The organism is Stenotrophomonas sp. SPM (assembly GCF_003105135.1).
Taxonomy (GTDB): domain Bacteria; phylum Pseudomonadota; class Gammaproteobacteria; order Xanthomonadales; family Xanthomonadaceae; genus Stenotrophomonas.
In genome coordinates this window covers 52,368-72,028 of record NZ_QETL01000005.1, presented here as the reverse complement: position 1 = coordinate 72,028, position 19,661 = coordinate 52,368, and the positions used below count along the sequence as shown (strand labels likewise).

Genomic DNA, 19,661 nt, shown 5'->3' with positions numbered 1-19,661 from the left:
CGGCCGGTGCTGCGGTGGCTGCAGCCTGTGCTGCCGGTTTGGCAGGCGTGTCACGGGTGATCGTGTTGGCCAGCACGCCGGCCGGGGCGACGATTTCCGGCTCGGCCACGGCCAGCGCACTGGCCGGCGTATCGACCAGCGCGGAGTATTCGCGGACCAGGCGGCCCTGGCCCCAATCGGCCTCGATCAGGAAGCTCAGCGACGGGGTTTCCACCGGCGCCTGCGAGGTCACCCGCACGACTGCCCTGCCCTGGCTGTTGATGGTCAGTTCGAACTGCAGTTCGCTGACCAGGCCGGTCGGCCGCTGCAGGCCGACCCGCTCGAAGGTGACGGCCGAGGCCAGCGCCACGCGCAGGTTCTGCAGTTCGGAAGGATCGGCGGACACCACCGGGATTTCGGCCAGAAGCGGCTGGCCGGGGCGCGAAAGCACGCGGATGTCGCCCAGGCCCAGGGCCATGGCCGAACTGCTGGCAAGTGCCAGCAGCGCGGCAGAGAGATAGAGGAGCGGGCGCGAGGCGCCCTTGGCCCGTTTATTCATGGGCGACACTATAAAGCGTGCGGACCACGGTCCGCACCCACCCAGGGGGCAGAGATACCCGCCCGCTGGGCGGCGGCGATGCCCCGTAGAGTCGAGCTTGCTCGACTGCCCTCAAAGCAGTCGAGCATGGCTCGACTCTACACAGCGGGTGATCAGCGCTGTTCGGCGGCGACCAGCTCGGCCAGCTGCACGGCATTCAATGCCGCGCCCTTGCGCACGTTGTCCGAGACGATCCACAGGTTCAGGCCGCGCGGGTGCGACAGGTCTTCACGGATGCGGCCGACGTACACCGCATCGGTGCCCGAGGCGTGGGTGACCGGGGTCGGGTAGCCACCGGCTTCATGGCGGTCCACCACTTCCACGCCCGGCGACTGTTCCAGCAGCACGCGCGCTTCGGCCACGGTCACCTTGTCGCGGGTTTCGATCGCCACCGATTCGGAGTGGCCGTAGAACACCGGCACGCGCACGGCGGTCGGGTTCACCAGGATGCTCTCGTCGCCGAGGATCTTCCGGGTTTCCCAGACCAGCTTCATCTCTTCCTTGGTGAAGCCGTTGTCCTGGAAGTCATCGATGTGCGGGATCAGGTTGAAGGCGATCTGCACCGGGAAGCGCTGCGGATCGATCTCCTGGAAGCTCAGCAGCTGGCCGGTCTGCTTGCCCAGCTCTTCCATCGCCGAACGGCCGCCGCCGGACACCGACTGGTAGGTGGACACGTTGATGCGCTCGATGCCGTACTTGCGGTGCAGCGGCGCCAGCGCCACCAGCATCTGCATGGTCGAGCAGTTCGGGTTGGCGATGATGCCGCGCGGACGGTTGCCGACCTGGTCCGGGTTGACCTCGGACACCACCAGCGGCACGTCATCGTCGTAACGGAAGGCCGAGGAGTTGTCGATCACCACCGCACCGGCGGCGGCGAACTTCGGCGCGTATTCCTTGGACACGCTGCCACCGGCCGAGAACAGGGCGATGTCCACGCCGCTGGGGTCGAAGGTGGCCAGGTCCTGGATCTTCACCTTCTGGCCTTCGAACTCGACTTCGCCGCCGGCCGAGCGCTCGGAAGCGAGCAGGCTCAGGGTACCGACCGGGAAGTTGCGCTCGGCCAGGATGGCCAGCATGGTTTCGCCGACGGCGCCGGTGGCACCGACGATGGCGACGTGGAAGCTGCGTTGTGCATTGCTCATGGGGGAACTCTCACTAAAACGGGAAGGGGGAAAACTCACGCACGACAGCTGGGCTCGGGGAACCTCCTCAGGCGGGGCGCGCAGAGGTTCCCTATCGTTTCCCGGTTTTTTTGCCCAGCACGGCACGCGCGGCGAGGGCCGCGTCGGCGTTGATCGCGCTCGGCATGCGCGCCGCTTCGCCGGCCAGGCCGAGGCCGGCCAGCAGGTTGTCCACGGCCAGCTGCACCATGGCGGTACGGGTGCCCAGCGAGGCGCTGCCGATATGCGGGGTCAGCACCACGTTGCGCAGCGCAAGCAGTTCCGGGCGCACCTTCGGTTCGCCTTCGTAGACATCCAGGCCGGCGGCGGCCAGGCGGCCATGGGCCAGCGCATCGGCCAGGGCCAGTTCGTCGACGATGCCGCCGCGGGCGATGTTCACCAGGGTGGCCGACGGCTTCATCCTCGCCAGCGCGGCCGCATCGATGATGTGGTGCGAGGCCGGGGTGTACGGCAGCACGGTGACCACGTGGTCGGACTGCGCCAGCAGCGTATCCAGGTCCACGTAGGTCGCGCCGAGCGCGGCTTCGGTCTCGGCCGGCAGGCGCGAACGGTTGTGGTACAGCACCTTCATGCCGAACCCGAGCGCGCCACGACGGGCCACGCCCTGGCCGATGCGGCCCATGCCGAGGATGCCCAGCGTGCTGCCGTGGATGTCGGCGCCGAGCATGGTCTGGAACGACCACTGCCCCCACTGCCCTTCACGCAGCCAGCGCTCGGATTCGGTGATGCGGCGCGCGGTGGCCATCAGCAGGGCGAAACCGAGGTCGGCCGTGGTCTCGGTGAGCACGTCCGGGGTGTTGCTGGCGAGGATGCCGGCCGCGCTCAGCGCGTCGACATCCAGGTTGTTGTAGCCGACGCCGACGTTGGCGATCACCTGCAGCTGCGTGGCATCGGCCACCTGGGCCGCGCCGATGCGCTCGTTGAGGGTGATGATCGCGCCGTCGACCGAGGCCAGGCGCTCGGCAATCTGCTGCGGCGACCAGACGGTGACGGTGTCGGTGGCCAGCAGCTGCACGCGATCGCGCAGCGGCGCGATGGCCGCGTCGATCAGCGGCTGGCTCACCCACACCGTCGGCCGGGTATCAGCCATCGATCTGCCCGGGAATGCGCGGGGTGATGGTGCCGACGTCACCGCACTGGGCGCGGTGGCGCAGGGCCTGGTCCATCAGCACCAGCGCCATCATCGCCTCGGCGATGGGGGTGGCACGGATGCCGACGCACGGGTCGTGGCGGCCCGTGGTGACCACTTCGACCACGTTGCCTCCGGTATCCAGCGACGGGCCCGGCAGGCGCAGGCTGGAAGTGGGCTTCAGCACGATGGAGGCGACCACCGGCTGGCCGGTGGAAATGCCGCCGAGGATGCCGCCGGCATGGTTGCTGGCGAAGCCCTGCGGGGTCAGCAGGTCACGGTGTTCGGTGCCCTTCTGCGCGGCGCTGGCGAAACCATCGCCGATCTCCACGCCCTTCACGGCGTTGATGCTCATCAGCGCGGCGGCGAGGTCGCCGTCGAGCTTGCCGTAGATCGGCTCGCCCCAGCCCGGCGGCACGTTGTCGGCCACCACGTCCACGCGCGCACCGACCGAATCACCGGACTTGCGCAGCGCATCCATGTACGCCTCCAGCTCGGGCACCTGTTCGGCGTGCGGCCAGAAGAACGGGTTGTCTTCCACCGCCGACCAGTCGAAACCGGCCGGACGGATCTCGCCCAGCTGCGACAGGTAGCCGCGCACGGTCACGCCGAAGCGCTCGGCCAGCCACTTCTTGGCGACCACGCCGGCGGCCACGCGCATGGTGGTTTCGCGGGCTGAGGAACGGCCGCCACCGCGCGGGTCACGGATGCCGTACTTGTGCCAGTAGCTGTAGTCGGCATGGCCCGGCCGGAACTGCTGGCCGATGGTCGCGTAATCCTTGCTGCGCTGGTCGGTGTTGCGGATCAGCAGCGCGATCGGGGTGCCGGTGGTCAGGCCCTCGTACACGCCGGACAGGATCTCGACCTCATCGGCCTCGCGGCGCGCCGAGGTGTGCCGGCTCTTGCCAGTGGCGCGACGCTGCAGGTCGTGGGTGAATTCGGCCGCGTCCAGCGCCAGCCCCGGCGGGCAACCGTCGATCACGCAGCCGATGGCCGGTCCGTGCGACTCGCCGAACGTGGTGACGGTGAACAGCTTGCCGAACGAATTGGAACTCACGGGCGCTGCGCCGCCAGTTCGGTGATGCGTGCGCTGTGGGCGATCAGCTCGCGGCATTCGACCGCGAAGATGCCCATCTGGCCGACCTTGAATTCAACCCAGGCGAAATCGACTTCCGGCAGCAGCTTGATCAGGTGCTGCTCGGATTCACCCACTTCGCAGATCAGCAGGCCGTCCTCGCTCAGGTGCAGCGGGGCGTCGCGCAGGATCTTCAGCACCAGGTCCAGGCCATCGTCGCCGGCGCGCAGGCCCATTTCCGGCTCGTAGGAGTATTCCTGCGGCAGGGCATCGGTCTCGTCGTTGGTGACGTACGGCGGGTTGGTGACGATCAGGTCGTAGTGGCGGCCGGTCAGGCCGTTGAACAGGTCCGACTTCAGCAGGGTCACGTTGTGCGCCTGCAGGCGTTCCTTGTTCTCTTCGGCCAGCGACAGCGCGTCATCGCTCAGGTCGACGCCGTCCACTTCCCAGTTCGGGTAGTAGTGGCCCATGGCGATGGCGATGCAGCCCGAACCGGTGCACAGGTCCAGCGCACGGCTGACCTCGCGGCCGGCCAGCCACGGCTCGAAGCCGCACTCGATCAGCTCGGCGATCGGCGAACGCGGCACCAGGGCGCGCGAATCGCTCTTGAAGCTGAGGCCGGCGAACCAGGCTTCACCGGTCAGGTAGGCGGCCGGGACGCGCTCGTCGATGCGGCGCTGGAACAGTTCCAGCACGCGGACCTTCTCGGCCTGCAGCAGGCGGGCCTGGCCGTAGGCCGGGCCGAGGTCGTGCGGCAGGTGCAGGCTGTGCAGCACCAGCTGGGTAGCCTCGTCCAGGGCGTTGTCGTAGCTGTGCCCGAAGGTCAGCCCGGCTTCGTTGAAACGGCTGGTGCCGTAGCGGATCAGGTCGATGATCGTGTGGAGTTCGGCGGCCGTTTCAGCGGTCATGGCGGTACTGCGGGCAAAGTGGCCCACGATTATAGAGGCTGGCGCCCGCGGCGGCATCCGTTGCGACGGAAACGATCAGGCTGCAGCCGGTATGATGGGGATTACTTCCTGCGGGGGCTCCCATGTTCAATCGCAACGTCGGCATCATCCTGCTGATCGCCCTGGCGGCGGGCCTGGGCCTGCTGGCCGCGCAGCAGGTGTTCGCGCCGAAGCCGCCGGCCAACCAGCCGGCCACCGAAGCGATCACCCTGTACCCGCATACCCGCGCGCTGCCCGATTTCAACCTGGCCCAGTCCGACGGCACGCGGCTGATCTCCGGCGAGCTGAAGGGCCACTGGACCCTGGTGTTCCTCGGTTTCACCTTCTGCCCGGACGTGTGCCCCACCACCCTGGCCGAGCTGGCCGGCGCGCAGAAGCAGTGGGAAGCCCTGCCCGACACGCTGCGCCCGCGCGTGCTGTTCGTGTCGGTGGACCCGGACCGTGACAACGCCATCCGCCTGGGCGAGTACGTGCACGGCTTCCACAAGGACACCCTGGCCGCCACCGCCGACATTCCCTCGCTGGAGCGCTTCGCCACCTCGCTGGGCTTCGTGTTCCAGAAGGTGCCGGGCAAGCATTTCGACGAAAATCCCGAGGATTACACCGTCGAGCACTCGGCCAGCCTGGCCGTGCTCGACCCGCAGGGCCGCCTTGCCGGCCTGGTGCGGCCCCCGTTCAACGCGCCGGCCATCGCCCGCGACCTGCAGAAGCTGACCGAGAAATCCGCCCCATGAGCCTGACCACCGCCCTGACGTACGCCCTGCCCCACCGCCTGCTGTCCTCGATGGCGCGCTCGCTGGCGTACTCGGACGACCCGCGCGTGTCGCGCTGGCTGATCGACACCGTCACCCGCAGGTTCAACGTCAACCTGGACGAAGCGGCCAACCCGGACCCGCGCAGCTACCCGACCTTCAACCAGTTCTTCACCCGCGCCCTGAAGCCGGGCGCGCGCGTGGCCGATGCCGATCCGCGCAGCCTGGTGATGCCGGCCGACGGCCGCATCAGCCAGCTGGGGAAGATCGAGGCCGGGCGCATTTTCCAGGCCAAGGGGCAGTCCTTCACCGCCGCGGAGCTGCTGGGCAGCGACGAGGACGCCAAGCCGTACAACGACGGCCTGTATGCCACGGTGTACCTGTCCCCGCGTGACTACCACCGCGTGCACATGCCGTGGACCGGCACCCTGCGCGAGACCGTGCACGTGCCCGGCCGCCTGTTCAGCGTCGGTCCGGCCGCGGTGAACGGCGTGCCGCGCCTGTTCGCCCGCAACGAGCGTCTGGTCTGCCATTTCGATACCAGCTTCGGCCCGATGGCCAGCGTGATGGTCGGTGCGCTGCTGGTATCCGGTGTGGAAACGGTATGGAGCGGCGAGGAGATCCCGGCCTACGGCGACCGCATCACCCGCAAGGATTACCGCGGACAGGGCATCCAGCTGGAGCGCTTCGCCGAAATGGCGCGCTTCAACTACGGCTCGACCGTGATCGTGCTGCTGCCGCCGGGCGTGGCCGAGTTCGCCCCGCAGCTGGGCGCCGAAAGCCCGGTGCAGCTGGGCCAGGCGCTGGCAAAGCTGCGCTGAGGAAGCGGCAATGATGCCGGCCGGCGGTCGGCACTACCGCTTCGGTAGATCCACGCCATGCGTGGATGGATTCACCGCGATGCCGGGTCTGTAGAGCCGAGCCCATGCTCGGCTGCCGGGAAAAACAGCCGAGCATGGGCTCGGCTCTGCAGAAAGCAGTCCGTTACTGCAGGGTCGGTGCCGGGCCGACGTCGACGCCGTCGTAGTCTTCCACGCCGGTCTGGCTGGCCAGGGCGGCCAGTTCCTGGTTGCGCAGGTCCAGCGAAGCTTCGTCGTGGATCTCCACGCGCTCCACGTGCAGCACGTGGAAGGGCGCATCACCCTCTTCCGGCTCCTGCTCGAACAGTTCCACCACCTCATAGCCCTGAGCTTCCAGGCTGCTCGCCAGCACCTGCAGGCGGTCCGGAGTGGAGTGAACGAAGTAATAGCCCCACAGCAGGGGCGTGGCGAGATCCCAGTCGGTGTTCTCGCGCAGGTTGGCGAACAGATCGCGGGTTGCTTCCAGGTCCATGGCTCTCTTCCGGTTCGGTTACTTGTCGCAGCCCTGCAGCTTCAGCACCTGGCCGGGGCGCAGGCTGTAGCTGGGGGCCTTCAGGCCGTTGGCGCGCGCCAGGGTCGGCACTTCGCACTGGAACTTCGCCGCGATGCGGCCCAGGGTGTCGCCCTTGCCGACCTTGTAGGTCTTGGCGGGCTTGGCCTTGGGCGCCGCCGGGCGCGGTGCGGCGACCGGCGCGGTCGGTGCGGTCGGCACCGTGGCGCTGGCGTTCGGGTCGGCCAGCGGCACCACGCCGCCCACGGCCACGCTGCCGGTGTAGCTGGCGGCGGTCGGGCGCACGATGGCCGCGTTCAGATCGGCGGTGATCAGGGTCCGCGCGAGATCCGCGCGCGGGCCGCTGACGCAGTTGCGCTGGTACAGGCCGGCGATGCGGGTGGTGGCATTGATCAGCGTACCGGCCGGAATCCAGCCATCGGCTTCGTAGCGCGGGTTGAGGTTGCGCAACGCGCGCATGTAGCCGTCACGCGTGCCATGGCTGCCCAGGCAGATGGTCAGCTCGTAGATGGTGGTCGACTTGGCCAGCCGCAGGGTAGCCGGCTGCGCGCTGATCTTCGGGAACTCCACGCCGTACTGCTGCGGGTGCAGGAAGATCCACGCCGCGGCGATCACCATCGGCACGTAGTCCTTGGTCTCGCCGGGGAACTGGTTGTAGACGCTGTCGGTCCAGAAGCTCTGCCCGCCGCTCTGCTTGAACACGCGCGCGGCACGGCCTTCGCCGCCGTTATAGGCGGCCACCGACATTTCCACGTTGTTGTTCAGTTCGCGCAGGCGCTCGTTGAGGTAGCTGGCGCTGGCTTCGGCGGCGCTGCGCGCGTCGAAGCGGGTATCGAAGCCGGTGCCGTCCGGGCCCAGGCCGAAGCGGCGGCCGGTGGCCGGCATGAACTGCATCAGGCCGGCCGCACCAGCGCGTGAGGACGCATGCACGCGGCCATTGGATTCCTTGGCCATGATGCCGAACAGCAGCGCCTCGGGCAGGCCGCGCTTTTCCCACTCGGGCCACATCACCGCGCGCAGGTTCTGGTAGTTCTCGTAGCTGGTCAGCAATGCCGGGCGCATGTCGGTCAGCCAGCGGCGGATGCCCGCCTGCACGGCTGGGTTGTACTCGACCATGTTGTCGAAGGCATGGCGCTTGTCATTGAGCAACGCCGCGGCGCGGGCGGCCTCAGGCACATCGGCGGTCAGCGGGCCCACGTGGTCCGGGTCGGCCTCCAGGCGGTCGCCGCCCTCGTCGGCGCTGTCATCGCTGGCGGCCGCGTCGGCATCACGCTTCAGCAGGCGCTTGTAGGTGGCCAGCATGTTGCTCATCTGGCAGCCCTTCTGCTTCATGCATTCGCTGATGACATCTTCCATGTCCTCCAGCGCCGCATCGGCTTCGTTGCTGCCCTTGGGGTCGGCATTGGCGACCAGCAGCAGGGCATCGCTGTAGCGTTTCTCGGCGGTGGCCATGCGCTGCTGCAGCGCATCGGCCTTCGCCTGGTCCCGCGCCGAAACACGCTGCGCATGGGCGTTGGGCGCCAGGGATACCAGGCCGGCAAGCGCCAGCAGCGGCCAACCACGGGAAATCAGGACAGGAACGGGCATTGGTGGCACTGTGTGCGAAACAGGCAGGCAGAGTAGCGGTGCCGCCAAGGTCCGGGCAACCCGGCCGTCGGCCCGCCACCGTCGGCGGTTAACATTGGGCGCATTCACCACAAGGGCTGGACCATGGATCCGATTCTGCTCGGCAAAGGCATCACCGACGATGTGGCTGTCACCCTGCTGCCGAAACTCGGCAACCGCCATGGCCTGGTGGCCGGTGCCACCGGTACCGGCAAGACCGTGACCCTGATGACCCTGGCCGAGGGCTTCTCGCGGCTGGGCGTGCCGGTGTTCCTGGCCGATGTGAAAGGCGATGTGTCCGGCCTGGCCGTACCCGGCACCGGTGCCGATGCCCTGCTGCAGCGCGCCGCCGAGATCGGCGTGGCCGACTACGCCCCGGCTGCCAGTCCCACCGTGTTCTGGGACCTGTACGGCAAGCTCGGCCACCCGGTGCGTACCACCATCAGCGAGATGGGCCCGACCCTGCTGGCGCGCATCCTGGAGTTGAACGACACCCAGGCCGGCGTGCTCGACATCGTCTTCAAGCTGGCCGACGACCGCGGCCTTCTGCTGCTGGACATGGACGACCTGCGCGCCCTGCTCGGCCTGGTGGCCGAGGAGCGCAAGGACATCTCCACCGAGTACGGCCTGGTCAGCGCACAGTCGATCGCGGCCATCCAGCGCTCGGTGCTGCGCCTGGCCCAGGACGGCGGCGAAGGCTTCTTCGGCGAACCTGCCCTGGAGCTGGCCGACATCATGCGGGTCAACCACGACGGTCGCGGTGTGGTCGGTATCCTCGCCGCCGACCAGCTCGTGCTCAAGCCCAAGCTCTATTCCACCTTCCTGCTGTGGCTGCTGTCGGAACTGTTCGAGCAGCTGCCGGAAGTGGGCGACCTGGAAAAGCCCAAGCTGGTCTTCATCTTCGACGAGGCGCACCTGTTGTTCGACGACGCGCCGGCCTCGCTGGTGCAGCGCATCGAGCAGGTGGTGCGGCTGATCCGCTCCAAGGGCGTGGGTGTGTACTTCTGCTCGCAGTTCCCTGACGACGTGCCGGGCAACATCCTCGGCCAGCTCGGCAACCGCGTGCAGCACGCGCTGCGCGCCTTCACCCCGCGCGACCAGAAGGCGGTGAAGACCGCCGCCGAGACCTTCGTACCGAACCCCAAGCTGGACGTAGCCAAGGCCCTCAGCCAGCTCGGCACCGGCGAAGCGCTGGTGTCCACGCTGCAGGACAAGGGCGTGCCGATGCCGGTGCAGCAGACGATGATCGCCCCGCCGCGCTGCCGGATGGGGCCGATCACCGAGGCCGAGCGCGCGCAGGTGCGTGCAGGCAGCCCGGTCGGTACCCGCTACGACACCGCGGTGAACCGCGAATCGGCCGTCGAACTGCTGGCCCAGCGCGCGCAGAAGGCCACCGAGCAGGCCGCAGCCCCGGCCGCCCACAGCCGCGAGCAGGACGAGGCGCAGGAAGGCGGCTTCGGCCAGTCGATCAAGGACGCGATCTTCGGCACCAAGCGCCGCCAGGGCATGATCGAAACCATGGCCAAGCAGACCACGCGCACGGTCGGCACCAAGCTGGGCAACCAGATCGTGCGCGGCATCCTCGGTGGCATTTTCGGCGGCAAGCGCTGATCTGCCATTGCTGGGGCCAGAGCCCTTTCCGCTGGAAAGGGATCTGACCCCGGGGTCGGATCCCTCCCGCCAGGGAGGGCTCTGCCCCCTCCTCATACATCGCTCCCCTCGAAAAGAAGTCGTACTGCATGTCCCGCTGGCGTCCCCCTGCAGAAAAAAGCACCGCCCTGATCACTGCCGCCGGCCACGCCCGGTTGAAAGCCGAGCTGGATGACCTGTGGCGCGTGCGCCGCCCCGAGGTGGTGAAGGCGCTGGCTGCGGCGGCCGCCGAAGGCGACCGCTCGGAAAATGCCGAGTACACCTACCGCAAGAAACAGCTGGGCGAGATCGACCGCCGCGTGCGCTACCTGACCAAGCGCCTGGAATCGCTGCGCGTGGTCGACACCACGCCGACCGATGCGCAGGCGGTGTTCTTCGGTGCGTGGGTGGAGCTGGAGAACGTGGACAGTGGCGAGACCACCCGCTACCGCATCGTCGGTCCGGACGAGACCGATGCCGGGCTGGGCTGGATCAGCATCGACTCGCCGCTGGCGAGGGCACTGCTGAAGAAGCGCATCGATGACGAGTTTGCGGTGGAGCTGCCCGGTGGGCAGTTCACGTTCGCGGTGATCGGGGTGGCGTATGCGCCTTTGTAGAGTCGAGCCATGCTCGACTGATGGCAAGCAGTCGAGCATGGCTCGACTCTACAAAGGCAACAGCGGCGGCGGGTACTGGCGGCCGGCGCGCAGCGGGCGGAAATAATCCGCATTCCCGTAGAAGGCGGCATCCTGCACCGCATGCCAGCCGGGAATACCGGCCAACGGCAGCGGCCGCAGCTGCAGCGGATCGCCCAGCACCCTGCCCTCGTCGATGGCTCGGGTGACCGTCTCGATGCAGCCCGCTTCACCACCGCCCCGCACCACCACGCACTTGCCGACCAGCAGGCGCCCGGGCAGCAGCGCCTGCTCCATCAGCGCATGGCCGAACACGGCCACCACGGAAACATCGCCATCGTGCCAGTGCGATGGAGCGAACAGTGCGCGCCAGTCATGCGCGTCCCACGCAGCCAGCACGGCAGCATCGCGCACCTGCACGACCACGCCGGTTTCATCGAACTGGGTCAACGCGGCCTGTGCGCGGTTGCGCTGGCCGGGCGCCATCGCCGCGATGTGCAGGCACTGCCGTGCATTGAGCACGCGCTTGAGCGGCAGCAGGCTGGCCCAGACCAGGGCGTTGAACAGGTCGTGCCAGTTGTCCGCGCGGGTCGCGAGGCGGCCCTGGGCGATGCGGGTTTCGTAGTGCAGGCCATCGGCCAGCAGCGCTGGATCCTGCTCGACCAGCTGCAGCCCAGGCAGGGCCAGCCGGGCATCGAGCGCAGCGACGGTCGGCCAACCCGGTCCCGCCAGCAGATCGGCAAAGCCGCGCACGCCATCGAACAGCGGATGCTCGAACACCCGCGCATCGACCGCCGCACGCAGCGGCGGGATGAAGCGACGAGGGCCGCCTGCGTCGCCGCCGGCGGCCGTCGCTGCGGTCACAGCACCTTGAGGTCGAACGCCGGACGCGTGGCGCTGGCCAGCGCGTCACCGTACAGATCGTGCTCGTCGCTCTCGGTGATCTCCACGTCGACGAACTCGCCCACGCGCAGCGGCACCTGGTCGGCGTTCTGGATGTGCACCAGGCCGTCGATCTCCGGCGCATCGGCCTTGGAACGGGCCACGGCGATATCGCCTTCGATGGCATCGACCAGGCACTGCTGCACGGTGCCGATCTTGGCTTCCAGGCGCGCGGCGGAGATCTGCGCCTGCTTCTCCATGAAGCGCGCCAGGCGCTCCTGCTTCACTTCTTCCGGCACGGCGTCGGGCAGGTCGTTGGCGGTGGCACCCTCGACCGGCGAATAGGCGAACGCGCCCACGCGGTCCAGCTGCGCTTCGTCCAGGAACGACAGCAGTTCTTCGAACTCGGCCTCGGTCTCGCCCGGGAAGCCGACGATGAAGGTCGAACGCAAGGTGATGTCCGGGGCGATGCGGCGCCAGTTCTGCACGCGCTCGAGGGTCTTCTCGACCGCGCCCGGGCGCTTCATCAGGCGCAGGATGCGCGGGCTGGCGTGCTGGAACGGGATGTCCAGGTACGGCAGGATGCGGTTCTCAGCCATCAGCGGCACCACTTCGTCCACGTGCGGGTACGGGTAGACGTAGTGCATGCGCACCCAGGCATCGAGCTCGGACAGGCCTTCGCACAGCGCCTTCAGGCGGGTCTGGTAGGCCTTGTCGCGCCACATCTTCTCGGCGTACTTCACGTCCACGCCGTAGGCCGAGGTGTCCTGTGACACCACCAGCAGCTCGCGCACGCCGCCGCGCACCAGGCGCTCGGCTTCGCGCAGCACCTCATCCACCGGGCGCGAGACCAGCTTGCCGCGCATCGACGGGATGATGCAGAAGCTGCACTTGTGGTTGCAGCCCTCGGAAATCTTCAGGTAGGCGTAGTGGCGCGGGGTCAGCTTGATGCCGTAGTCGGGCACCAGGTCCACGAAGGGATCGTGCTTGGGCGGCAGCGCTTCGTGCACTGCTTCCATCACGCTCTGGTAGTCCTGCGGGCCGGACACCGCCAGCACGTTCGGGTACGCCTCGCGGATCTGCTCCGGGCGCTTGCCCAGGCAGCCGGTGACGATGACCTTGCCGTTCTGGTTCATCGCCTCGCCGATGGCGTCCAGCGATTCGGTCACCGCCGAATCGATGAAGCCGCAGGTGTTGACCACCACCACGTCGGCCGAATCGTAGGACGGGACGATGTCATACCCTTCCGAACGGAGCTGGGTCAGGATGCGCTCGGAATCGACAAGGGCTTTCGGGCAGCCAAGGCTGACGAAGCCGACTTTGGGGTTCAGCTGGGACATGGAAATCGCGGGACTCTGGGGGCCTGGGCCCCTGCCAGCATGGCAGGGGGTCCTGGGGGCCGGGGCCTGAAAGGGCGCCAGTATAGCGGGGTTGGTGGCCGGGCTCTGAACGGCCAGCCGCCTGATCGCGCACAGCCGCTGACACGCCGCTAACCCGGACAGCGTCGACAATGCAGGCCTGTCCCCTGCAACGAGGTACCCGACGATGTCCGAATGGATCACCCTGGATACGCATCATGGCCCGGTCCGCGCCTGGCAGGTCCTGCCCGAGGGCAAGCCGCGCGCGGCGCTGGTGGTCATACAGGAAATCTTCGGGGTCAACGCCCACATGCGCGGAGTCGCCGAGCGCTTCGCCGCCGAAGGCTACGCGGTGCTGGCGCCGTCGTTCTTCGACCTGGTCGATGGCCCGGAATCCGACCCCGATGCCCTGCCCTACAGCCCCGAGGGCGTGAAGGACGGCCTGGAGCGGGTCAACACCCTGGGCATGGAGAAGGCGCTGGAAGTGGTGCGCGCCGCGGCGACGCGCCTGGCGCCCTACGGCAAGGTCGGCACCGTCGGCTACTGCTGGGGCGGAAGCGTGGCCCTGCTGGCGGCGATGCGCCTGGGCCTCCCCTCGGCCAGCTACTACGGCGGCCGCAACGTCAATTTCCTCGACGAAACGCCCAAGGCCCCGGTGATCTTCCACTTCGGCGCCCAGGACAAGAGCATCCCGCCGGAAGCCGTGCAGGCCCACCGCGAAAAGCTGCCGCAGATGGCCACCTACGTCTATCCGGCCGACCACGCCTTCAACCGGGAGGTCGGACATGCGTATGATCCAGACAGCGCCGCCCTGGCGCTGCAACGCACCCTGGACTTCTTCACGGAGCATCTTGGATGAGCGATTTCGAACTGGATTCACGCCTGGCCACCGACAGCGTCCTGGTAGCAGAAGGCCCGTTGTCGCAAGTGCGGTTGATGAACGACGAACGATTCCCCTGGCTGGTGCTGGTGCCGCGCCTGGCCGGGATCACCGAATGGATCGAGCTGGACGGCGAGCAGCAGGACAAGCTGCGCACCGAACTCAACCGCGCCTGCAAGGCCCTGCACGGCACGGACGGGGTGGAGAAGATCAACATCGGCGCGCTGGGCAACATCGTGCGCCAGCTGCATTTCCACGTGATCGGCCGCCACGACGGCGATCCGGCGTGGCCGGGCCCCGTCTGGGGCAGTGGTCCGGCGCACCGCTACGAGCCGGCCGCACTGGACCAGCATGTCGCCTACTGGAAGGAACGGCTAGGATATCCGGCCCACCCCTGAGCCTTTGACGACCCGATGCGCTTCAATCTCGTCGCCGCCATCCTGCTGATCCTGATCGGCTTGTTCATGCTCGCCAGCAACCTGGGCTGGACGCACCTGAACCTGTCCAAGCTGTTCCTGACCTGGTGGCCGGTCGGCCTGGTCGGTGTCGGCATCGCGATGCTGTTCGGGCGCGGCAAGTAAGGCAGCGCCGGGCCATGCCCGGCGAGCGCACCACGCGGCCATGCGAAAACGCCGGGCATTGCCCGGCGTTTCGATGCATCGTGGAGCAACGTGACCGTCAGGTGCGCGGCAGGGTCACGCCGGTCTGGCCCTGGTACTTGCCCCCGCGGTCCTTGTACGAGGTCTCGCAGACGTCGTCGGCCGCCGCCTGGAAGAACAGCATCTGGGCCACGCCTTCGTTGGCGTAGATGCGCGCCGGCAGCGGCGTGGTGTTGCTGAATTCCAGGGTCACGTGGCCCTCCCACTCCGGTTCCAGCGGGGTCACGTTGACGATGATGCCGCAGCGGGCATAGGTGCTCTTGCCCAGGCACACCACCAGGGTGTCGCGCGGGATGCGGAAGTACTCCACCGTACGCGCCAGCGCGAAGCTGTTCGGCGGGATGATGCACTCATCACCGACGATGTCGACGAAGCTGCCCGGGTCGAAGTGCTTGGGGTCGACGATCGTGGAGTTGATGTTGGTGAACACCTTGAACTCGCGCGAGCAGCGCACGTCGTAACCATAGCTGGAGGTGCCGTAGCTGACGATGCGCTCGCCGTTGGCATGCTTCACCTGGCCGGCCTCGAACGGCTCGATCATGCCGTGCTGCTCGGACATACGGCGGATCCAACGGTCACTCTTGATGCTCATGCTTTGTCCTGGGTACGAGGGGGCGCGTGGATTCTAACAGGGGGCCGGGCACGCACGCCGCAGCCCCGCAGGCCTGGCCTTACAGCAGCGAGGACAGGATCTGGATCGAGGCACGCGGGCGCTTGCCCACCTCCTCCACCAGGCGCTCGGCGGCGCGGCGGTAGGCCTGGGCCGCGGTCGACTCGGGCTGGGCAACGGTGATCGGGCTGCCGGCATCCCCCTGTTCGCGGATATCGATCTGCAGCGGCAGCGACCCCAGCAGCGGCACGCCGTACTGCGCGGCCATGCGCTCGCCACCACCCTCGCCGAACAGATGCTCGACGTGGCCGCAGTTGCTGCAGGTATGCACGGCCATGTTCTCGACGATGCCCAGCACCGGCACCTCCACCTTCTCGAACATCTTCAGCGCCTTCTTTGCATCCAGCGTGGCGATGTCCTGCGGCGTGGTGACGATGACCGCACCGGCCAGCGGAATCTTCTGCACCAGGGTCAGCTGGATGTCACCGGTACCCGGCGGCAGGTCGATCAGCAGGTAGTCCAGGTCGTCCCACAGCGTGTCTTCGAACAGCTGGGTCAGGGCGGCGGTCGCCCGCGGCGCGCGCATGATCAGCGGCGTCTCGTCTTCCACCAGGTAGCCGATGGACATGGTGTCCACGCCGAACGCGCGCATCGGCTCGATGCTCTTGTTGTCCGGGCTTTCCGGGCGCCCGGACAGGCCGAGCATCGCGGGCACGCTGGGGCCATAGATATCGGCGTCGAGCACGCCCACGCGGGCACCGAGCTGCTGCAGCGCCACGGCCAAATTCACCGAGGTGGTGGACTTGCCCACGCCTCCCTTGCCCGATCCCACCGCGATCACGTTGCGGATGCGCGCATGGGGCGAAAGGCCCTTCTGCACCTGGCTGGCATGGGGACGACGGGCGGGGCTGTTCACTGCGGACTCCGGAAGCGGTTCATGGGGCGGGCAACCTCCCATCATACAAGTTAAGCCACGCGCGGCCCTCCCCGTCCTGCGCGCGTTGGCGACCAGCACTGAACACCTGCTGCACGGGGGATACAGCTTCAACAGAATCTCCTGGCAGCGCTGATACAGCAGGTCGCATTTAGGTGAAACGCGACACCATCCTCCAATTCAATAGTTAATAATAAGTGAATTAATTATTAAGCTGACTTGAAGGCGAAACGACAAACTCTGCAAATAAATACCTATCCAATTGATTATTCGATGTAATTTTCCGCAAAATGCAGATATTTCTTACAACGCCGTGCCATTAACGTTAATGCCGTGTTACGGTCAGTTCGACAGTCTTCAAACTGAAGGCTGATTGAATGCCCCGGGAAAGGGGCTGCCTGCACTTACTTAATGGATGGGATATCGCAATGACTCGTCGTCGCACCAATGTCGTCCGCCACCCGCTCTCGCTCGCGCTGCTCGGCAGCCTGCTCGCCACCGCCCTTCCCGCCTTCGCCCAGGACAGCAAGGAGACCACCGACCTCGGCCGCGTGACCGTCACCGGTTCGCTCATCCCGCAGACCCAGGTGGAAAACCACACCCCGGTGCTGACCGTCACCGCCGAGGACATCCAGACCCGCGGCTTCACCAGCATCGCCGAAGTCCTGCAGCAGTCCTCGCTGACCACCGGCGGCCTGCAGGGCGGCCAGTCCTCCGCGGCCTTCACCCAGGGTGCCGAAGCGGCCGGCATGTTCGGCCTGGATCCGGGCTACACCAAGTACCTGATCAACGGCCGCCCGATGCTGCAGTACCCGGCGCTGTACAACGGCAGCGACGCCTTCAACAACATCAGCGGCATCCCGATCGACATCGTCGAACGCATCGAGATCCTGCCCGGCGGCCAGTCGTCGCTGTACGGCTCCGATGCCATCGCCGGCGTGGTCAACATCATCCTGAAGAAGCGCGTGGATGGCGGCACGATCAACGTGCGCGGCGGCGCCTATACCGAGGGCGGCGGCAACAACGTCCGGGTCAGCGTGGCCAAGGGCTTCAACAGCGCCGATGACCGCTTCAACGCGCTGCTCAACGTGCAGTACGAAAAATCCAGTCCGATCTGGGGCTACCAGCGCGACCTGACAAAGGTGAACAACCCCGCCGGTTACAGCGCGCAGGTGCCGTCCAACGACTTCCTCGTCTACCTGCCCGACGAGAACAACGCATTCGTCATGATGGACCCGACCCGCTGCGCCAGCGTGGCCGGGCAGTTCGGCGGCACCACCGAACTCGGCGTGCGTGCGGCCGGTGAATCCTGCGGTTCCAAGTACAGCGCCGGCTACCGCACCATCAAGAACGCCAAGGAAAGCAGCCAGTTCTATTCCTCGCTCAACTTCCAGGTGAACGAGAACTTCGAACTGTTCGCCGAGGCGCTCTACTCCCTCGAAGAAATCAACTACGTCACCGGTTCCGGCTACACGTTCTGGAGCACCGGGCCGGGCTTCGGCTACATCTACGACCAGGACACCGACCAGTACATGAGCCTGCAGCGCGCGTTCGCGCCGGAGGACATCGGCGGCCAGGGCTACCGTGACATCCAGGAAACCAACCGCAACAAGGCCTACCAGATCACCCTTGGCGGCCGCGGCACCTTTGGCGCCAACTGGGATTACAGCGCCAGCTTCAGCCGCGGCGAATACAAGCTGACCGAGCGCGGCTTCGCACGCTGGGCCGAGCCGATCGACAGCTGGTTCGAACAAAACGTGTTCGGCCCGGTGCTTGGCCAGACCGATGATGGCTACAACATCTACAGCCCGAACTGGGGCGCGTTCTACTCGCAGCTGCCGGCAGGCGCATTCCAGAGCTTCACCGGCTACACCTACAACCAGAGCCGCACCTGGCAGAACCTGGGCCGCGTGCAGCTGACCAACAGCGGGCTGTTCTCCCTGCCCGGTGGCGACGCCGGCCTGGGCATCGTCGTCGAAGGCGGCAGCGAAGGCTGGGACTACAGCCCGGATTCGCGCCTGCTCAACGGCGATGTCTGGGGCACCACTTCGGTGGCCGGCGCTGGCCATCGCAGCAACTACGCGGTAACCGGCGAACTGCGCCTGCCGCTGCTCGACTCGCTCACTGTCACCGGTTCGGGCCGCTACGACGCCTTCAAGATCGCCGACAACACGGTCGACAAGTCGACGTACAGCATCGGCGTCGAGTTCCGTCCGATCGAAAGCCTGCTGTTCCGCGGCAAGTACGGCACCGCGTTCCGTGCGCCGTCGCTGCCCGATGCCTTCCAGGGCGAAAGCGGATTCTACACCGCTGCCACCGACTACTACCGCTGCGCCCAGCTGGGCTTCGAGCCGGCCGACACTGTGGGCTGCCCGTATGCAGGCCAGTCCACCTTCGGCGTGCAGTCGGGCAACCCGGAACTGGAACCGATCACCGCCGATGTGTGGAACGCCGGCGTGGTCTGGGCACCGATGGCCAACCTGTCGCTGTCGGTGGATTACTACCGCTGGAAGATCGAGAACGAGGTCGACACCCTCAGCTCCGACCAGCTGCTGCGTGCCGAGTACTACTGCCGCAACAACCTGGACAACAACACCAACGCCACCTGCCAGAACGTCGCCGACTGGGTCACCCGCGATGCGTCGGGCAACCTGGACCAGATCTACACGCCCAAGCTCAACGTGGCACGGCAGAACCTCAATGCGCTGACCGCCAGCTTCAAGTACGTGCAGGACATCGGCCGCTTCGGCTCGCTGCAGTTCGCCAGCAACTACACCAACATCCTCAAGCGCGAACTGCAGCCGCAGATCGGCGATGACTACCTGGACCTGCTGCGCGATCCGTATGCGATGTGGAACTACCAGGCCTTCGCCAAGGTGCGTGCCGATGGTTCGGTTGGCTGGGCAAAGAACCAGTGGACCACCACCCTCTACTACAACTACATCGGCCGTACCCCGAACTACATGGCGTACCTGGGCGAAGGCTACGACTACGTCCATTCCTCCGGCTACAAGGCCGGCAAGTGGGGCTCGTACACCACCTACAACCTGAGCGTGAGCTACCGCGCGATGGACAACCTGACCCTGTCGCTGATGGTCAACAACGTGTTCAACAAGAACCCGTCGAGCCAGCGCCACAGCTTCGGCGGCAACATCAACGCACCGTACAACGAAAGCCTCTACAACCCGTACGGCCGGGCGATCTATGCCCAGATGCAGTACGACTTCGGCGCCAAGTAAGCGTCGCGACGCTACAGGGATGACTGGCACTGGCCCCGCTTCGGCGGGGCTTTTTTTTACCCGCGTGGCCGGCCCGCAGGCGCCGCCATGGCGGCCACCCCTTCCGTCCGTCGTCACAACCCGAACTGCCGGCTGAACATCGGGAACCGTATCCACTGTATACAGGGGCCACAACGGCCTGCCGCGCAGCAAAACCTT

The 19,661-nt window shown here is 67.0% G+C and carries 18 protein-coding genes and 1 pseudogene; 8 read left to right on the top strand and 11 right to left on the bottom strand.

Features of this window, described 5'->3' with window-relative positions:
• The 5 genes and pseudogenes from DCO49_RS02985 to prmB form a co-directional block, all read right to left on the bottom strand.
• Positions 1 to 538: pseudogene (locus tag DCO49_RS02985) on the bottom strand (fimbrial protein FimV); the annotation flags it as partial.
• Positions 539 to 690: 152 nt separating this feature from the next.
• The gene (locus tag DCO49_RS02980) at positions 691 to 1,719 is read right to left on the bottom strand and encodes an aspartate-semialdehyde dehydrogenase (protein WP_116862749.1); all 1,029 of its coding nucleotides are present in this window, start codon (positions 1,717 to 1,719) and stop codon (positions 691 to 693) included.
• A gap of 91 nt (positions 1,720 to 1,810) precedes the next feature.
• Positions 1,811 to 2,848 carry a D-glycerate dehydrogenase gene (locus tag DCO49_RS02975; protein WP_116862748.1) on the bottom strand — a complete coding sequence of 346 codons (1,038 nt, stop codon included), beginning with the start codon at positions 2,846 to 2,848 and terminating at the stop codon, positions 1,811 to 1,813.
• Positions 2,841 to 3,944, bottom strand: coding sequence for a chorismate synthase (gene aroC, locus DCO49_RS02970; protein ID WP_116862747.1), 1,104 nt, complete (start codon positions 3,942 to 3,944; stop codon positions 2,841 to 2,843). Before aroC ends, DCO49_RS02975 begins: the two co-directional genes overlap by 8 nt.
• A complete protein-coding gene (gene prmB, locus DCO49_RS02965; protein ID WP_116862746.1) occupies positions 3,941 to 4,870 on the bottom strand; it encodes a 50S ribosomal protein L3 N(5)-glutamine methyltransferase in 930 nt (309 codons plus the stop codon). Before prmB ends, aroC begins: the two co-directional genes overlap by 4 nt.
• 122 nt (positions 4,871 to 4,992) lie before the next feature.
• On the opposite strand from prmB, the gene DCO49_RS02960 reads away from it, so the two are divergent.
• Both DCO49_RS02960 and asd read left to right on the top strand, forming a co-directional pair.
• On the top strand, positions 4,993 to 5,643 hold the full coding sequence (locus tag DCO49_RS02960) for an SCO family protein (RefSeq protein ID WP_116862745.1): 651 nt from the start codon (positions 4,993 to 4,995) through the stop codon (positions 5,641 to 5,643).
• On the top strand, positions 5,640 to 6,482 hold the full coding sequence (asd, locus tag DCO49_RS02955; protein ID WP_116862744.1) for an archaetidylserine decarboxylase: 843 nt from the start codon (positions 5,640 to 5,642) through the stop codon (positions 6,480 to 6,482). Before DCO49_RS02960 ends, asd begins: the two co-directional genes overlap by 4 nt.
• Before the next feature lie 163 nt (positions 6,483 to 6,645).
• Here asd and DCO49_RS02950 read toward each other — a convergent pair whose 3' ends face one another.
• Complete coding sequence (locus DCO49_RS02950; protein WP_116862743.1) at positions 6,646 to 6,993, bottom strand: ribonuclease E inhibitor RraB; 348 nt, start codon at positions 6,991 to 6,993, stop codon at positions 6,646 to 6,648.
• An 18-nt stretch (positions 6,994 to 7,011) separates the two neighbouring features.
• Positions 7,012 to 8,619, bottom strand: a complete 1,608-nt coding sequence (locus DCO49_RS02945) for a transglycosylase SLT domain-containing protein (RefSeq protein ID WP_116862742.1) — start codon at positions 8,617 to 8,619, stop codon at positions 7,012 to 7,014.
• Between the two features lie 123 nt (positions 8,620 to 8,742).
• Here DCO49_RS02945 and DCO49_RS02940 point away from each other — a divergent pair, with 123 nt between their 5' ends.
• Together DCO49_RS02940 and greB are read left to right on the top strand one after the other, a co-directional pair.
• Positions 8,743 to 10,248, top strand: a complete 1,506-nt coding sequence (locus DCO49_RS02940; RefSeq protein WP_116862741.1) for a helicase HerA-like domain-containing protein — start codon at positions 8,743 to 8,745, stop codon at positions 10,246 to 10,248.
• A gap of 128 nt (positions 10,249 to 10,376) precedes the next feature.
• On the top strand, positions 10,377 to 10,883 hold the full coding sequence (gene greB, locus DCO49_RS02935) for a transcription elongation factor GreB (RefSeq protein ID WP_116862740.1): 507 nt from the start codon (positions 10,377 to 10,379) through the stop codon (positions 10,881 to 10,883).
• Positions 10,884 to 10,931: 48 nt separating this feature from the next.
• On the opposite strand, the gene DCO49_RS02930 is transcribed toward greB, so the two are convergent.
• Positions 10,932 to 11,765 (bottom strand): DUF3025 domain-containing protein, encoded by an 834-nt coding sequence (locus DCO49_RS02930; RefSeq protein ID WP_116862739.1) that lies wholly within the window; start codon positions 11,763 to 11,765, stop codon positions 10,932 to 10,934.
• Entirely contained in the window at positions 11,762 to 13,123 is a 1,362-nt protein-coding gene (gene rimO / locus DCO49_RS02925) for a 30S ribosomal protein S12 methylthiotransferase RimO (protein WP_116862738.1), read from the bottom strand. Before rimO ends, DCO49_RS02930 begins: the two co-directional genes overlap by 4 nt.
• Before the next feature lie 205 nt (positions 13,124 to 13,328).
• On the opposite strand from rimO, the gene DCO49_RS02920 reads away from it, so the two are divergent.
• Genes DCO49_RS02920 through DCO49_RS20260 form a run of 3 tightly spaced genes read left to right on the top strand, consistent with a single transcriptional unit; the run spans position 13,329 to position 14,602 of the window.
• The gene (locus tag DCO49_RS02920; protein ID WP_079222645.1) at positions 13,329 to 14,000 is read left to right on the top strand and encodes a dienelactone hydrolase family protein; all 672 of its coding nucleotides are present in this window, start codon (positions 13,329 to 13,331) and stop codon (positions 13,998 to 14,000) included.
• Entirely contained in the window at positions 13,997 to 14,419 is a 423-nt protein-coding gene (locus tag DCO49_RS02915; RefSeq protein WP_108765801.1) for an HIT family protein, read from the top strand. Before DCO49_RS02920 ends, DCO49_RS02915 begins: the two co-directional genes overlap by 4 nt.
• A 15-nt stretch (positions 14,420 to 14,434) precedes the next feature.
• Positions 14,435 to 14,602, top strand: coding sequence for a DUF5668 domain-containing protein (locus tag DCO49_RS20260; RefSeq protein ID WP_165835665.1), 168 nt, complete (start codon positions 14,435 to 14,437; stop codon positions 14,600 to 14,602).
• 97 nt (positions 14,603 to 14,699) lie between these two features.
• On the opposite strand, the gene dcd is transcribed toward DCO49_RS20260, so the two are convergent.
• Positions 14,700 to 15,272: a dCTP deaminase gene (dcd, locus tag DCO49_RS02910; protein ID WP_079222647.1), complete on the bottom strand. Its 573-nt coding sequence runs from the start codon at positions 15,270 to 15,272 to the stop codon at positions 14,700 to 14,702.
• A gap of 79 nt (positions 15,273 to 15,351) precedes the next feature.
• Positions 15,352 to 16,206 carry an iron-sulfur cluster carrier protein ApbC gene (gene apbC / locus DCO49_RS02905; RefSeq protein ID WP_116862737.1) on the bottom strand — a complete coding sequence of 285 codons (855 nt, stop codon included), beginning with the start codon at positions 16,204 to 16,206 and terminating at the stop codon, positions 15,352 to 15,354.
• 446 nt (positions 16,207 to 16,652) lie between these two features.
• Here apbC and DCO49_RS02900 point away from each other — a divergent pair, with 446 nt between their 5' ends.
• On the top strand, positions 16,653 to 19,463 hold the full coding sequence (locus DCO49_RS02900) for a TonB-dependent receptor (RefSeq protein ID WP_116862736.1): 2,811 nt from the start codon (positions 16,653 to 16,655) through the stop codon (positions 19,461 to 19,463).
• Positions 19,464 to 19,661 lie beyond the last annotated feature (198 nt).

Coding starts and splice junctions, on each gene's coding strand:
- DCO49_RS20260 (WP_165835665.1), top strand. CDS start 14,435: ATGCGCTTCAATCTCGTCGCCGCCATCCTGCTGATCCTGATCGGCTTG.
- dcd (WP_079222647.1), bottom strand. CDS start 15,272: ATGAGCATCAAGAGTGACCGTTGGATCCGCCGTATGTCCGAGCAGCAC.
- rimO (WP_116862738.1), bottom strand. CDS start 13,123: ATGTCCCAGCTGAACCCCAAAGTCGGCTTCGTCAGCCTTGGCTGCCCG.
- prmB (WP_116862746.1), bottom strand. CDS start 4,870: ATGACCGCTGAAACGGCCGCCGAACTCCACACGATCATCGACCTGATC.
- DCO49_RS02940 (WP_116862741.1), top strand. CDS start 8,743: ATGGATCCGATTCTGCTCGGCAAAGGCATCACCGACGATGTGGCTGTC.
- DCO49_RS02950 (WP_116862743.1), bottom strand. CDS start 6,993: ATGGACCTGGAAGCAACCCGCGATCTGTTCGCCAACCTGCGCGAGAAC.
- DCO49_RS02980 (WP_116862749.1), bottom strand. CDS start 1,719: ATGAGCAATGCACAACGCAGCTTCCACGTCGCCATCGTCGGTGCCACC.
- DCO49_RS02915 (WP_108765801.1), top strand. CDS start 13,997: ATGAGCGATTTCGAACTGGATTCACGCCTGGCCACCGACAGCGTCCTG.
- greB (WP_116862740.1), top strand. CDS start 10,377: ATGTCCCGCTGGCGTCCCCCTGCAGAAAAAAGCACCGCCCTGATCACT.
- DCO49_RS02900 (WP_116862736.1), top strand. CDS start 16,653: ATGACTCGTCGTCGCACCAATGTCGTCCGCCACCCGCTCTCGCTCGCG.
- asd (WP_116862744.1), top strand. CDS start 5,640: ATGAGCCTGACCACCGCCCTGACGTACGCCCTGCCCCACCGCCTGCTG.
- DCO49_RS02920 (WP_079222645.1), top strand. CDS start 13,329: ATGTCCGAATGGATCACCCTGGATACGCATCATGGCCCGGTCCGCGCC.
- DCO49_RS02960 (WP_116862745.1), top strand. CDS start 4,993: ATGTTCAATCGCAACGTCGGCATCATCCTGCTGATCGCCCTGGCGGCG.
- DCO49_RS02945 (WP_116862742.1), bottom strand. CDS start 8,619: ATGCCCGTTCCTGTCCTGATTTCCCGTGGTTGGCCGCTGCTGGCGCTT.
- DCO49_RS02975 (WP_116862748.1), bottom strand. CDS start 2,848: ATGGCTGATACCCGGCCGACGGTGTGGGTGAGCCAGCCGCTGATCGAC.